Genomic DNA, 13,552 nt, shown 5'->3' with positions numbered 1-13,552 from the left:
GGCTGGATTACACATGCTTGATCGTTTTTCTTCTTTGTTTGCCAAAGAAAAATCCCCATTAGCTAGCGTTAAAGCGGCCACTTCTTGGTGTAAAAACCTTGATCTGGTCGATCCTGCAACACGTGGCGCAAAAGTACACGGTGTTGTGACAGATTTTATCGCGGGTAATCAAGCGCCAACATTTGAAAGCCTACAAGCCTTGATGATGATTGATGAGCATGTGCAGGAGGCATTTGATGCAATTTGCTATCAATATGTTTCCAACCCACGCATGTCCAAAGAAATCGAGCAAAAACTATGGAAAGATATCGTGGGTTACGCCCATGATATGGTCGATGGCTATCAACGCTTTGTGCAGGCTGAATCAAATGAAGCCTTGCAAAAGCAATTTGCCCCAATGATGCCTGTGGTTCTGGCGCGCAGTCTGCGTTATTTGGCTATTCAGGCTAAATGGTACTATTTCCGCTTTGAGAAAGTGCCGCCGAAAATCTGGACTGTTGCCCACCAACTTTATCGTTTATCTGAAATTGGTGGTTTTGATAGCAACCCATTTCCGACTTATCCCGCCTCTTCTGCTGAAATATCGTCCTGCGCGGATGAATATATTCAGATGTTGATGCTCAACACGCTGGCTAATAATAATCTATCGATTCGACAATTGGATATGGTTGATTCTTGGTTGGAAAAGTGGTCAAAACTGATCCAAATTTCTCGGAAATATCAAGAAGAGCGCCACCACTTCTGCGTCAACCTGCAAGAGTCACAAGGTGCGCAAAAAATAAACCCTGAATTAATGGGCGAGCCTTATCGTTATTGGGGCTTGAATGATCTGGTTAATCAGGTGCAAGAAATTCTAGGTCGGCTGATGACAGGGGCTAGTTATGCCTCGCTTGATTTAGGGTCTGATGCGCGTGGTCCTGCTGTCGCGGAGTTGCTCAAGCATCTCGATGTCTTCTGGACAATGAGTATGCGCAATAGCCAGGTTAAGCGCAGTGAACGTACTAAGGTCGCCAAAGCCGCTGACATTATTTATGGCCTGGATCGTATTTGTGGCTATGTGAAAGAAGATAACGATAAATTCACTCGTCAGAGTCGTGAAGCGAAAGATCAGGTCGATTACGACGAAATCATGGATATGCGCCTGTATGGTTTTGTTTCTTCCAGAACTAAACAGAAAAGCTCGGTTGCCACGAATCCCTACGTGGTTAACAAAAAGCAAAATGATTGGCATACCTGGTCAATTGATAATGAAAGTAATGGCGGTTTAGGCGCGATTCTACGTTTTTCTGAAAATGAGTGGATTCGCCCTAATTTGCTACTTGGTTTGCGGCTCAATAGTAATGAAAACTGGCAGATCGGTGTTTTGCGCCGTATTGCGCGTTTAAGTGATGATGAGATTTCTGCGGGGATTCAGGTTTTAACGTCGACGCCTGTGATGGTCGGGATGCACTCTGAGCAGAGCGATCGTATTGAAAACATCACGGTTACTGAGCTGGGCTTTACCGGTGGCCTTGAGTTGCCCAATGTAAAAACCGCTTTATATGTACCGCACCAAATTGATGGTAAGAGCGTCAATACCTTGATCATGCACTCAGCGGATTATGGTCTCGATAAGATTTATCAAATCCGAGCCCGGGATAAGCGTTTCTCGGTGAGTTTGGGTCTGGTGCTTGAAAAGGGTGTTGATTGGATCTGGGTGGCCGTTAATGTATTGCGGCAGGAAAATTGATCCACTTTGATTAGTTTTGCAGTAAATAAAAACGGCGCTTATAGCGCCGTTTTTATTTACCACCATGATGTGCTTAGCCAAGCTGCTGACGGATAAATTGCCCAATTAACTGTATTTCAGGCAGGCATACAGAGTGCTGGATTGGGTAAGTCTGCCATGAAACGTTGACCCCAAGATTTGCAACATAATTCTTCGCTTTTTCGCCTAGGCTAATTCCTACCACTGGATCATGGCTGCCGTGCGCGGCTAATAAGGGCGTTGCTTTATTTGTGGCGATGCTGTCGCTCGTTAATAACTCTTCCGCAGGTAAATAGGTCGAAAGGCACACAATGCCTGCCAGTGGCGCTGGATGGGTTAAACCGGCGGTATAGGCAATGGCACCACCTTGGGAAAAGCCTGCCAGAATGATACGGTCGGTAGGTATACCTTTGGCGTTTTGATCGGCGATTAAATCACGCACATATTCAATACTGGCCTTAACACCTGCAACATCAGCCTGGCGACTAATTTGATCAAAATGCACGATGTCATACCAAGCCCGCATTACATAGCCATTATTGCAAGTGATTGGCATGGTAGGAGCATGCGGAAAAATAAAGCGGATCGCCAAGTTCTCTGGTAAGCCCAACTCAGGCACGATAGGCGCAAAGTCATTGCCATCTGCGCCCAGTCCATGCAGCCAAATCACTGCTGCTGTAGGGTTACTACCCGTTTCGATTTCTACGCAAGGAAGTAAATTGCTGCTCATTTTGGTATCTACTCAATGGATTGACGAATTGCGCTTTTCGGGCGGAAAGCACTGACGATAGTCGCGTGTGTTTCAATATATGGCCCTTCAAGTAGCTGAATGCAGTAGGGCACTGATGCAAAAATCCCATGCACTAGCACCTTACCGTCTTGATCTTTCACGCCTTCTAGGGTTTCTTTGATCGATTTGGGTTGGCCAGGCAGGTTTAAAATCAGGCAGCTGCCACGTATTACGCCCACTTGGCGCGATAAAATGGCCGTAGGCACGTAATGCAGGCTAATTTGGCGCATTTGCTCACCAAAGCCAGGCATTTCACGATCAGCAATCGCCAGTGTCGCGTCGGGCGTTACATCGCGTTTGGCTGGACCTGTGCCACCAGTTGTGAGCACTAGATGGCATTTTTCGCGATCGACCAGCTCGATGAGCGTGGCCTCAATCTGTGGTTGTTCATCCGCAATCAAGCGAGTAACGATTTCAAACGGGCTGGCCAGCGCTTGGGTAAGCCATTCTTGTAAAGCTGGAATGCCTTTGTCTTCGTAAATACCGCTGCTAGCGCGGTCAGAAATGGAAACCAAGCCGATTTTTAAAACTTCATTCATTCGATTTAATACTCACATCGATTGAGTCTGAATTGCTATTAATTTGAACTTGATCAAAGTGATTAATTTGCCACTTCGTCAGTCCGCTATCGTCTTTGCCGCCAGCAGCAGTCACTAAACATACCGCAGCACCTGCGGCATGGGCGGAGCGTACACCCGCACTGGCATCTTCAAAGGCCAAACATTGATCGGCACTCAGGCCCAGTTTTGCTGCGCCCATGGCAAACGGGGCAGGGTGAGGTTTACCTTCGCTAACATCATCCGCGCCAACAATGTGGGTCGGCAGCGGTAAACCAGCAAAAGCCAGCTTGGCCAAGGCCAGATCACGCGGTGCAGAGGTCACTACGGCCCATTGGTCTGGCGCTAAACTGCGCAGCAACTCGTGTGCGCCTGCGATCGCGACGGTGCCTTCCAAGGTCAGCGCTTCTTCGGCCAGCAGTAGCTCGACCTCAGATTGCGCATCCAGATGCGGGGCGACGATTTGGATTGTTTCAATGCCACGACGGCCGTGCATCACGGCTTGAATGTCAGCAAAATCAAGCTTATGCCGCAGGGCCCAGTTGCGCCACAGTTGTTCAATACACTGGCGCGAATCGACCAAAGTACCATCCATGTCAAACAACAGGCCCTTTACGGCAATGCTCATTCTTCGCTGTCCTCTTCTGCTTCGCCATCGGTCAGGCTTGGCAGTGCTGGCTCTTTGATGTGTGACTTGATCAATTGGAACAATTCACGGAATGCTTTGGGTGGCATGTGTTTGCCACTTTCTTGTGCTTGACGCTCTTTAATTGCATTGCGAATCAATTGACGCAGGTGTTGAATATCCACATCGGGATAGTCGGCGATAAATTGCTCGACGACTTTGGTGTCGGCCAGCATTTTTTCGCGTAAACGCTCAACTTGGTGCAGCCAAGCTGTGTGCTTGTCCGAATCGCCATTGAGTGCGTCTAAAAAAGCATAAATTGGTGCCGCATCTACATCGCGCATCAGTTTGCCGATATATTGTTTGTGGCGAGCTGTCGCGCCATTGGCAGTAATGCGACGGCCTTCGCTCAGCGCGTCCATTAGCTTTTCAGGCAGGTTGAGCGGCGCGAGTTGTTTCGCGCTGTACGTCATCAGCGTGGCACCGAGCTCCTGCAGTGCAGTTGCTTCGCGTTTAAGCTGGGATTTGCTGACGCCTTCGATTTCGTCGTCGTGATCTTTATGGGCCATGGTTTCTAACGCAATGCAAAAGCAGTATCAAAAGCAGTATGATAACAAACTTGGGCTTAACCTTCTTGTTAAGACGCTCGAATACCTTCTTCAACTTCTCCAACGGAACTTAAAACGTGTCTGAATTCAGTTTTAGTGAAACCACTTTGCGTGAAATGGCTGCTCAAGTGCTGGATATGGCCAAGCAGCAAGGCGCAACGGCGTGTGATGTCGAGGTTTCCGAAGGTTCTGGGCAAAATGTCTCGGTGCGGCTCGATGAAGTCGAAACGATTGAATACAACCGCGATAAAGGCGTCAGCGTTACCGTTTATCTCGGTCAGCAAAAAGGCCATGCCAGCAGTAGTGATTTTTCACCTGCGGCGCTCGCTGATACGGTCAAAGCCGCGCTGGCGATTGCCAAATACACCGCTGCGGATGAATTTGCCGGCACAGCCGATCCAAAACGCCTGTGTACCGTGTTTCCGGATTTGGATTTGTATCACCCCTGGGATTTATCAGTTGAAGCGGCAATTGAATTGGCTCGCGAATGCGAGCAGGCAGCCATGGCCGTCGATGAGCGGATTGATAATTCCGATGGCGCAACCGTCTCAACTTCAGCATCGCGCTGGGTATATGGCAATTCACAAGGATTTATCGGCGCGGGTACAAGTACGCGCTACAGTATTTCTGCCGCGGTGATCGGTGAAGACGAAAGCGGCATGCAGCGCGATTACTGGTACACCGCTGCGCGAGCACCCTCCGATTTGGAAGGTGCGGCAGCCGTGGGTCGCCGGGCTGGCGAGCGCACGGTGCGTCGCCTCGGTGCGCGCCGTTTGAAAACGGGTGAATACCCTGTCTTGTTTGAAGCATCAGTAGCGGGCTCGCTGATTGGTCACTGGATCAACGCCGTATCGGGTAGCAGCTTGTACCGTAAATCGAGCTTCCTGGTCGATAGTCTCGGTCAGCCAGTCTTTGCGCCTTGTGTCACGATTACTGAAGATCCATTTACGCCACGTGGTTTTGCCAGCGGCGCATTTGACGCCGAAGGCGTGGCAACCGCCGCGCGTACTGTGGTTGAAAAGGGTGTTCAGCAGGGGTATTTCCTTGGAAGCTATTCTGCACGAAAGCTAGGGATGGATACCACGGGTAATGCTGGTGGCCCACATAATCTATTTGTTGCGCCGACCGATGTGGCTTCCAGCTTGCTCGCCAAAATGGGGACGGGTTTGCTCGTGACTGAATTGCTCGGTCATGGCATCAATATGGTAACTGGCGACTACTCGCGCGGCGCGGCAGGTTTCTGGGTTGAGAATGGCATCATTCAATATCCAGTCGAAGAAATCACCATCGCCGGCAATTTGCGCGATATGTACCAGCGCATTGTTGCGATTGGCGATGACGCTTTGGCCTCCAGCAGCCGCAAGGTCGGCGCGATTCTGATTGAGCGCATGACCGTAGCCGGTGATTCGGCTTCTGGCGATTTGGTCTGAGGCGATTGATGAGTGCGCCCTTAGAACGCCCAGACTATTGGACGCAAGCCATTACTGAATTGGCTGCGGCTGATCCAGTGATGGCGCGCTTGATTGCGCTCTATCCCGACGTCAATTTGCGAACGCGCGGCGATGCCTTTCATACGCTGGCGCGCTCAATCGTGGGGCAGCAGATTTCGGTGAAAGCCGCCGATTCGGTGTGGAATAAGCTGGCGACGTTTTTGGGCGATGTGACTAGCCGCGCAGTGCTCGGCTCAAGTGTTGACAAATTGCGTGCATGTGGCCTTTCGCAGCGTAAAGTCGAATACCTCAGCGATCTGGCTCGTCACCATCATGAAGGTCGATTAGACCCGAGCGCTTGGCACGATTGGGATGATGAGGCGGTCATTAAAGAGCTGGTCTCGATTCGAGGTATCGGTCGCTGGACGGCCGAAATGTTTTTGATTTTTTATCTGGCGCGCCCCGATGTATTGCCGCTCGACGATATCGGCCTGATCCGAGGAATTGCGTTGCATTACCATCAGGACGAACGCAAATCCAAAGCTGAACTGCGCGAGCTGGCAACCCTTTGGCAACCGTGGAGCTCAGTGGCGACGTGGTATTTATGGCGCAGCCTTGATCCAGTGCCGGTCGAGTATTAAACAATAAAAAAACCGCCATTACGGCGGTTTTTTCAATTGAGGCGCTTGAACACCGCTTAAAGCGTTTTCAATTTGCCACGGAATTCTTCCGTAGTGGCGTAGCCTTTTTCATCCATGATCGCGCTCAATTCATCCAATACGCGTTGGAAAATGCCTGGGCCTTCTTCATACAGACTAGTGCCGATCTGCACGAGGGTAGCGCCTGCCAAGATATGCATAAATGCTTCCCGGCCCGATTTAATGCCGCCGCAGCCAATAATGGTTTTATTCGGGCAACGACGATAGAAGGCGTTCACATTGGCCAGCGCTGTTGGCAAGACATAATCACCACCGAGGCCACCAAAGCCGTCTTTGGGTTTGATCAGCGTAGTTTCGCTGGCCAGATCAATGACGAGCGCATTGCCGATGGAGTTAATGCAGGTGACAAAAGCCACCAGCGGGTAACGATTGAGAATTTCAGCGGCTTCGTCAAAATGCGCCATATCGAAATAGGGCGGCAATTTCACGCCAAATGGTCGCTGATAGCCTGAAGAGACTTCGGCCAACAGCGTATCCATCGATTCAAAGTCGTAACCAATTTGCGATTTGCCGGGTACATTGGGGCACGATAAGTTCACTTCCAAAATTGCAGGCGTCACCGCATCTTTCAGACTGTCGATCATCGTGAGATTGTCGTCCAGCGTCAGGCCCGATAGCGATACAAATAGTGGCTTTTCTTCGTAATCATGGCGCTGTGCATAACGCAAATAGTAGGCAAAACCTTCATTGGGCAGGCCCATCGAGTTGATGCTGCCAAAAGGCTTGTCGCCATCGAGCACACGGTAGCGTGGCTCGGGATTGCCGTCGCGCGGTTGTAGCGTGCAGCTTTTAGTGACCATGGCGCCTGCGGCGGATTCGGCCAAGGCTTCAAGTTGTGAGGCAACACTGCACCAAACGCCCGCAGCATTCATTACGGGGTTTTTGACTGGCAGGTCCAGAAATTGGGTGGTCAAGTCCGCCATGACCTTCTCCTTGATTCAACATTGACATTGATTGTAGGGAATTGCGGCAAGCTGCATTGTGAGCAGCATCAAACATTTAGCCATTCGCAATAAAACCACACTATTTGACGACACTATTTTCTTAGCGCTCACAGGCGTTCAATCCTGCCTAGGTCAAACGTTCTTAATTGATAAACGGTACAATATAGTCACCTAATTTATCCCTAGCAGCTCGATAAGCTTCTGATCATCCCTGCGATGAGTGACGGAGCGATGAAAAGGATTTAAGCGATGACAACCCAAATTTCTGAATTGCCATTTAACGTTTTAGCTGATGAGTTAGAACGCGTTCGCGCAAATACCCCTCTGGTGCATGTACTCACTAATGAAGTGGTGCAATGCTTTACCGCCAATACCCTGTTGGCGATGGGCGCCTCACCCGCGATGGTTGTGGCCAAAGAAGAAGTGGCCGATTTTGCCGCCATCGCCGATGCGCTGCTGATCAATGTGGGTACGGTGTATGCCGAGCGTCTGGAAGCCATGAATTTGGCGATTGCCGCCGCCAATGCCGCCGGCACGCCATGGGTGCTCGATCCAGTGGCGGTGGGCGTATTGCCGTATCGCACGGCCGCGGCCAAAGCGATGTTGACGCAACAGCCTGCTGCGATTCGGGGTAATGGCTCGGAAATCATCGCGCTGGCGGGTGGTTTGGGCGGGGGCAAGGGTGTCGATAGCACGGCCAGCTCCACTTCTGCACTAGAAGCGGCAATTGCTCTGGCGCAAGAAACCGGCGCCATTGTAGCGGTGACGGGCGCAATTGATTACATCACTGACGGTGAGCAAACTTGGTCGGTTGAGCTGGGCCACCCTTTGATGACCAAAGTCGTCGGTACGGGTTGCGCCTTGTCGGCGGTGGTGGCCGCTTTCCTTGCTGATGCACCAAATCGCCTTAACGCGGTCGCTGCGGCGTGTGCGCTGATGGCGCTGGCAGGCGAACGGGCGGTTGAGTGCTCCGATGGCCCCGGCACCTTTGTGGCGCCTTTCCTTGATGCGCTGGCGATTATCCACCCCGCGCAATTGCGTCAGGCTGCGCTATGAGTCAGGACCGTATGAGTCGTCATGTCATCGATGTGAGCTTGTATCTGGTGCTCGACCCCGATTTATGTGGCGGGCTCGACGGCATGGTCGAAACTGCAAGGCTGGCCGCGCAACACGGCGCAACGGTGGTGCAATTGCGTGCGCCGAACTGGAAAAAGCGCCAATGGCTTACCTGCGCGCAGCAACTTAAAACAGTACTCGCGCCGTTGAATGTGCCACTGATTATCAATGATCACGTCGATGTGGCTTTGGCCGTTGATGCCGATGGCGTGCATGTGGGGCAAAGCGATTTGCCGGTGCAAGTGGTGCGTGCGCTGCTTGGCCCAAATAAAATTGTCGGCCTATCGACCAATAATCTGGGCAATGTCACCGAGTTACTCAGCCCCGAGATCGCCGCCAGCATTGATTACATCGGAGTTGGGCCCGTTTACCCGACCACGACCAAAAAAGACGCCTCGCCCGTGCTCAGTCACGATGAAATGGCGGCGATGTTTGCCAGCTGCACGGCGCGTGGCGTGCCTGCGGTGGCCATTGGCGGCATCAAGCTGGGCACCGCCGCGCCATTGATGGCCGCGGGCGCCAATGGCGTCGCGGTGATCTCGGCCATTTGTGGGCAAAGCGATGTGCCACAAGCTTGTCGTGATTTGCTGCGCGAAATTAAGCCAGCCCAATAAGAGGAAAGTGTAATGAGTCATACCATCTCGCACGCGCTGACCATCGCCGGTTCGGATTCGGGCGGCGGCGCGGGCATTCAGGCCGATTTGAAAACTTTTTCGGCGCTTGGCGCCTATGGCATGAGCGTGATTACCGCGCTGACGGCGCAAAATACCCAAGGCGTGCATGCTGTGCATCCAGTGCCGCCTGAGTTTATCGCCGCGCAATGCGATGCCGTGTTTAGTGATATTCGGGTTGATGCCGTCAAAATGGGTATGCTCGCCAACGCCGAGATTATCCACGCCGTCGCCGAATCGCTGCGTAAATACCAGCCTAGGTATGTCGTGCTAGACACCGTGATGATTGCCAAAGGCGGACATGCCCTGCTAGACCCTGCTGCAGTGGATGCGCTACGGCGCGAGCTATTACCGCTGGCCAGTATCATTACGCCCAATTTACCCGAAGCCGCAGCCTTGCTTGAATGTAGTGAGGCGCAGAGTGAAGAGCAAATGCGCGAGCAGGGGCGAGCACTGCTTGCTGCTGGCGCAAAGGCGGTGCTGATGAAGGGCGGTCATCTGGCGGGCGAGCAATGCCCGGACTGGCTAATCACGCCTGAGCTGGAACTCAATTTCCCCGCGCTGCGTATCGCGACGCGCCATACGCACGGTACGGGTTGCACGCTGTCAGCGGCGTTGACCGCACTACGCCCGCAGCGTGTGGATTGGGAAAGTACGGTGCGCGATGCCAAGGCTTGGCTTTTGCAAGCCATTACCCATGCCGAAAAACTACAAGTCGGGCAGGGCATTGGGCCAGTTCACCATTTTCATCAATGGTGGTAGCGCGTTTGCGCGGACTGAAATAAAAATAGCCCGCGTAAAGCGGGCTATTTTTTGAGTGTTGAAATTTCTTGCCGGGGTATATTCATCAAAACCAATCATGGTATTGATCAGATGAAGATACCATTAGTTGCAATTAGATTAATCCCAAGCCTTTGAGCATAATCACCGTAATAATAATTGGCGTCACATAGCGCACCAAGATAAACAGCGCATTGATCAGCAGGCCATTATTGAGCTTACCTTCGTTGCTCAATTGCTGTTTCAGTTGTGGCAAGCCATACACCCAGCCAACAAACAAGCTAATCAAAATTCCGCCCAGCGGCAGCAGAATATTCGAGCTGATGTAGTCAAACAGATCAAAAGTATTCAGACCAAACAGCGTCCAATCGGCGGTCAGCGACGACGACAGCGCTGCCGGCACGCCAAACAGACCGATGATACCGACTGACACCAAGGTGGCTTTTTTGCGGCTGAAATTAAAGCGCTCGCTGAGCATCGCAACGGGCACTTCCAAGATCGACAAAATCGCGCCCGTAGCGGCAATAGCCGCCAACACAAAAAACAGCGCCATAAACACATTGCCAAACGGCATGCTGGCAAACACGGCGGGAATAGTCATAAACACCAGCGAAGGGCCCGCCGATGGCTCAAAGCCAAAAGCAAATACCGCAGGGAAAATCGCCAAACCAGCCAGCATCGACACCGACAAATCAGCCAACATCACGCGCGTGGCGGTGGCGGGGATGTTTTGCTCTTGGCGGAAATAGCTGCCGTAGGTCAGCATTGTGCCCATACCGATCGATAGCTTGAAAAAGGCCAATCCTACCGCCGTTAGCACCACCGGCGCAGTGATTTTGCTAAAGTCAGGCGCAAACAGAAACTTCACGCCTTCCATTGCACCGGGCAAGGTCAGGCTGCGAATACAGAGTAGAACCAGCAGCAAAAACAGTAGCGGCATTAGCTTTTTCGCAACCGCTTCAATGCCTTTGGACACGCCCATCATAATGATCGAACCCGCCCAGATCAGCACCACCCACTGCCAAAACAGCGCTTGTGTTGGGTTGGAAACCAGATCACCAAACGCGGCTTTGGCTGTCGCGGGGTCGGTACTATTGATTGAGCCCATCAGGGATTTGAAAATATACGCAAACACCCAGCCCGCTACGCCAGTGTAAAAGGCCAAAATCAAAATTGCCGACACCAGCCCCATATAGCCGATGATGCTCCAGAATTGCTGATTTTTTGGCGCCAGCTTTTCAAACGCGCTTACCGCATTGGAGCGAGAAGCGCGGCCGAGCATGATTTCGGCAATCATCACCGGCAAGGCAACAAGCAGGGTGGCGAGTAAATACACCACCAGAAAACTCGCTCCGCCATTCGTGCCGGTCAGATAGGGGAATTTCCAGATATTGCCCAGCCCAACGGCCGAGCCCAAAGTGGCGACTAAAACGCCGAATGTCGATGTGAAACCATCACGGTTTTGGCTCATGGCCTTCCCCCTATTATTTTGCGGTATTGTCATCATCATTTTTAGCTTACGGGCTGTCCATGCGGGAAATCCCGTTTTGCCTCGCTGGCGAAGGTGTATCTGCGTAATATTTGATTTTACTCAGCCGTTTTCGCTGACAGTACAATAGCTGATCTATTGAGTAGCCACCGAACACAATGACCATCAGCGAAATGCCCGACGATACACCTTCCGTTCCCGAGATCGACCCGCAACGCGAAGCTTTATTAATCCAAGTTAAAAACTTGCCCGATCTGCCCGGCGTGTATCGCTACATCGGTGCGGATGGCAGCGTGCTGTATGTCGGCAAGGCGATTAGCCTAAAAAAGCGCGTCGGCTCGTATTTCATCAAAAACGACCACAGCCCACGGATTCGCCTGATGTTGGCGCAGGTGGCGAGCTTGGAAACCACCGTCGTGCGCTCGGAAGCCGAAGCGCTGGTACTGGAAAACAATCTGATCAAAGCGCTGTCGCCGCGTTACAACATTTTGTTTCGCGACGACAAAAGTTATCCATACCTAGTGCTCACCGGCCACGCCTCGCCACGCTTGGCCTATTACCGTGGTGCGCTCGATAAGCGCCATACCTATTTCGGCCCGTTTCCGAATGGCTATGTGGTCAAAGAGAGCATCCAGTTATTGCAAAAAGTGTTTCAGTTGCGTACCTGTGAAGATTCGGTGTTTTCCAACCGTTCGCGCGCCTGTTTGCTGCACCAGATCAAGCGCTGCTCCGCGCCGTGCATAAATGCGATTTCGCCCGAGGATTACCGCAGCGACGTCAATAACGCGATGCTGTTTTTATCGGGTAAAGAAAACGAAGTGTTGCAGCAACTCGAAACGCGGATGCAAACACTGTCGGCCAACTGGGAATTCGAAGCCGCCGCTGCGGTGCGCGATCAGATACAGGCCTTAGCCAAGGTGCAAGAGAAGCAATTTGTATCGAGCAATAGCTCGGACGGTGACGCCGATATTCTGGCCTGCGTCGAAGAAGGCGGCGTGCTGTGCGTCAATTTGGCCATGGTGCGCGGCGGGCGGCATGTGGGGGACAAAAACCTATTCCCCAGCCACGCCGACGAATACACTCCCAGCGAGGCGCTGCACGCCTTTATCGCCCAGCATTATCTGGAACGCACCGTCCCGCCGCTGATTTTCTGTAGCCCCGAGCCGGAAAACGCCAGCATCCTGATGGCGTCATTGTCGGAACAAACGGGTAGGCGCGTGATTATCAATAGCAATCCAAATGGCGAGCGACGTATCTGGTTGGAGATGGCAGCCAAGAACGCGCAGCTGGCTATACTCCAGCGCAAAACCCAGCAAGCCTCGCAAGCAGGGCGGCTCGCCGCCTTGGTTGAAGCGCTGGGCCTGCCCGATGAAACGCAGCGGATTGAATGTTTCGACATCTCGCACACCATGGGCGAGCTGACCGTTGCTTCCTGCGTCGTCTACGACAATCAGGACATGCAACCCAAGCAATATCGTCGCTTTAATATCGCGACGACGACGTCTCCAGGGAAGGGCGATGCCGGCTTTGAGCCGATCACACCGGGTGACGATTACGCCGCGATGCGCCAAGTACTGACACGCCGCTATGAAAAACTGGCGGCGGGGGAAGGCAGTGCAGATAGCAAAGTGCCGGATGTCATCCTGATCGACGGCGGTAAAGGGCAATTGGGCGTTGCGCTCGAAGTGATGGAGGAGATTGGTCTGAATGAGCCGTGGATTATCGGCGTCGCCAAGGGCGAAACGCGCAAAGCCGGCTTGGAGCAACTGATCATTCCGCGCCTTGGTAAAACCATTCAGCTCAAACGCGACCACATCGGTCTGCACCTGATTCAACAGATTCGTGACGAGTCACACCGCTTCGCCATCACCGGCCACCGCGCCCGCCGCGCCAAAGCGCGCATTGCCAGCACACTGGAAGACATCGAAGGCATCGGCCCCAAACGCCGCCAAAAACTGCTCGCCCGCTTTGGCGGCCTGCAAGGCGTGAAGGCGGCTAGTGTCGATGATTTGGCGGCGGTGGAGGGGATTAATGAAGCGCTGGCGGAGAAGATTTATGCGGCGTTAAGGGGGTGAG

Annotated in this window: 13 protein-coding genes; 7 read left to right on the top strand and 6 right to left on the bottom strand. The window is 52.5% G+C overall.

From position 1 onward, the window contains the following. Positions 1 to 13: 13 nt before the first annotated feature. Positions 14 to 1,729, top strand: coding sequence for a cyclic-di-GMP receptor FimW-related protein (locus tag HQ393_RS06585; RefSeq protein WP_179358034.1), 1,716 nt, complete (start codon positions 14 to 16; stop codon positions 1,727 to 1,729). A 73-nt stretch (positions 1,730 to 1,802) separates the two neighbouring features. On the opposite strand, the gene HQ393_RS06580 is transcribed toward HQ393_RS06585, so the two are convergent. From HQ393_RS06580 to yjgA, 4 genes are read right to left on the bottom strand one after another with little or no spacing between them, the layout of a single operon-like run. Beyond that, positions 1,803 to 2,477, bottom strand: a complete 675-nt coding sequence (locus HQ393_RS06580) for an alpha/beta hydrolase (protein WP_179358033.1) — start codon at positions 2,475 to 2,477, stop codon at positions 1,803 to 1,805. 8 nt (positions 2,478 to 2,485) lie between these two features. Continuing rightward, on the bottom strand, positions 2,486 to 3,076 hold the full coding sequence (mog, locus tag HQ393_RS06575; RefSeq protein WP_179358032.1) for a molybdopterin adenylyltransferase: 591 nt from the start codon (positions 3,074 to 3,076) through the stop codon (positions 2,486 to 2,488). After that, positions 3,069 to 3,722 (bottom strand): HAD-IA family hydrolase, encoded by a 654-nt coding sequence (locus tag HQ393_RS06570; RefSeq protein WP_179358031.1) that lies wholly within the window; start codon positions 3,720 to 3,722, stop codon positions 3,069 to 3,071. The genes mog and HQ393_RS06570 overlap by 8 nt, the downstream gene beginning before the upstream one ends. Continuing rightward, positions 3,719 to 4,288 carry a ribosome biogenesis factor YjgA gene (gene yjgA / locus HQ393_RS06565; protein ID WP_179358030.1) on the bottom strand — a complete coding sequence of 190 codons (570 nt, stop codon included), beginning with the start codon at positions 4,286 to 4,288 and terminating at the stop codon, positions 3,719 to 3,721. The genes HQ393_RS06570 and yjgA overlap by 4 nt, the downstream gene beginning before the upstream one ends. 116 nt (positions 4,289 to 4,404) lie before the next feature. On the opposite strand from yjgA, the gene pmbA reads away from it, so the two are divergent. Next, positions 4,405 to 5,757: a metalloprotease PmbA gene (pmbA, locus tag HQ393_RS06560; protein ID WP_281361487.1), complete on the top strand. Its 1,353-nt coding sequence runs from the start codon at positions 4,405 to 4,407 to the stop codon at positions 5,755 to 5,757. Between the two features lie 8 nt (positions 5,758 to 5,765). Further along, complete coding sequence (locus tag HQ393_RS06555; protein ID WP_179358029.1) at positions 5,766 to 6,398, top strand: DNA-3-methyladenine glycosylase family protein; 633 nt, start codon at positions 5,766 to 5,768, stop codon at positions 6,396 to 6,398. 56 nt (positions 6,399 to 6,454) lie between these two features. Here HQ393_RS06555 and HQ393_RS06550 read toward each other — a convergent pair whose 3' ends face one another. Then, positions 6,455 to 7,399, bottom strand: a complete 945-nt coding sequence (locus HQ393_RS06550; protein ID WP_179358028.1) for a dihydroorotate oxidase — start codon at positions 7,397 to 7,399, stop codon at positions 6,455 to 6,457. Positions 7,400 to 7,669: 270 nt separating this feature from the next. On the opposite strand from HQ393_RS06550, the gene thiM reads away from it, so the two are divergent. From thiM to thiD, 3 genes are read left to right on the top strand one after another with little or no spacing between them, the layout of a single operon-like run. Further along, entirely contained in the window at positions 7,670 to 8,476 is an 807-nt protein-coding gene (gene thiM, locus HQ393_RS06545) for a hydroxyethylthiazole kinase (protein WP_179358027.1), read from the top strand. Further along, a complete protein-coding gene (gene thiE / locus HQ393_RS06540; protein ID WP_246307970.1) occupies positions 8,473 to 9,150 on the top strand; it encodes a thiamine phosphate synthase in 678 nt (225 codons plus the stop codon). The genes thiM and thiE overlap by 4 nt, the downstream gene beginning before the upstream one ends. A gap of 12 nt (positions 9,151 to 9,162) precedes the next feature. Continuing rightward, positions 9,163 to 9,969: a bifunctional hydroxymethylpyrimidine kinase/phosphomethylpyrimidine kinase gene (gene thiD, locus HQ393_RS06535; RefSeq protein ID WP_179358026.1), complete on the top strand. Its 807-nt coding sequence runs from the start codon at positions 9,163 to 9,165 to the stop codon at positions 9,967 to 9,969. Positions 9,970 to 10,102: 133 nt separating this feature from the next. On the opposite strand, the gene HQ393_RS06530 is transcribed toward thiD, so the two are convergent. Beyond that, positions 10,103 to 11,458, bottom strand: coding sequence for a sodium-dependent transporter (locus tag HQ393_RS06530; RefSeq protein ID WP_179358025.1), 1,356 nt, complete (start codon positions 11,456 to 11,458; stop codon positions 10,103 to 10,105). A gap of 176 nt (positions 11,459 to 11,634) precedes the next feature. On the opposite strand from HQ393_RS06530, the gene uvrC reads away from it, so the two are divergent. Next, positions 11,635 to 13,551 (top strand): excinuclease ABC subunit UvrC, encoded by a 1,917-nt coding sequence (gene uvrC, locus HQ393_RS06525; protein ID WP_246307969.1) that lies wholly within the window; start codon positions 11,635 to 11,637, stop codon positions 13,549 to 13,551. Position 13,552 lies beyond the last annotated feature (1 nt).

Origin of the sequence: Chitinibacter bivalviorum (assembly GCF_013403565.1) — a bacterium.
In the GTDB taxonomy this organism is placed as follows: domain Bacteria; phylum Pseudomonadota; class Gammaproteobacteria; order Burkholderiales; family Chitinibacteraceae; genus Chitinibacter; species Chitinibacter bivalviorum.
Note: the sequence above shows the minus strand (reverse complement) of the source record. Positions and strands in the feature narration are given on the sequence as shown.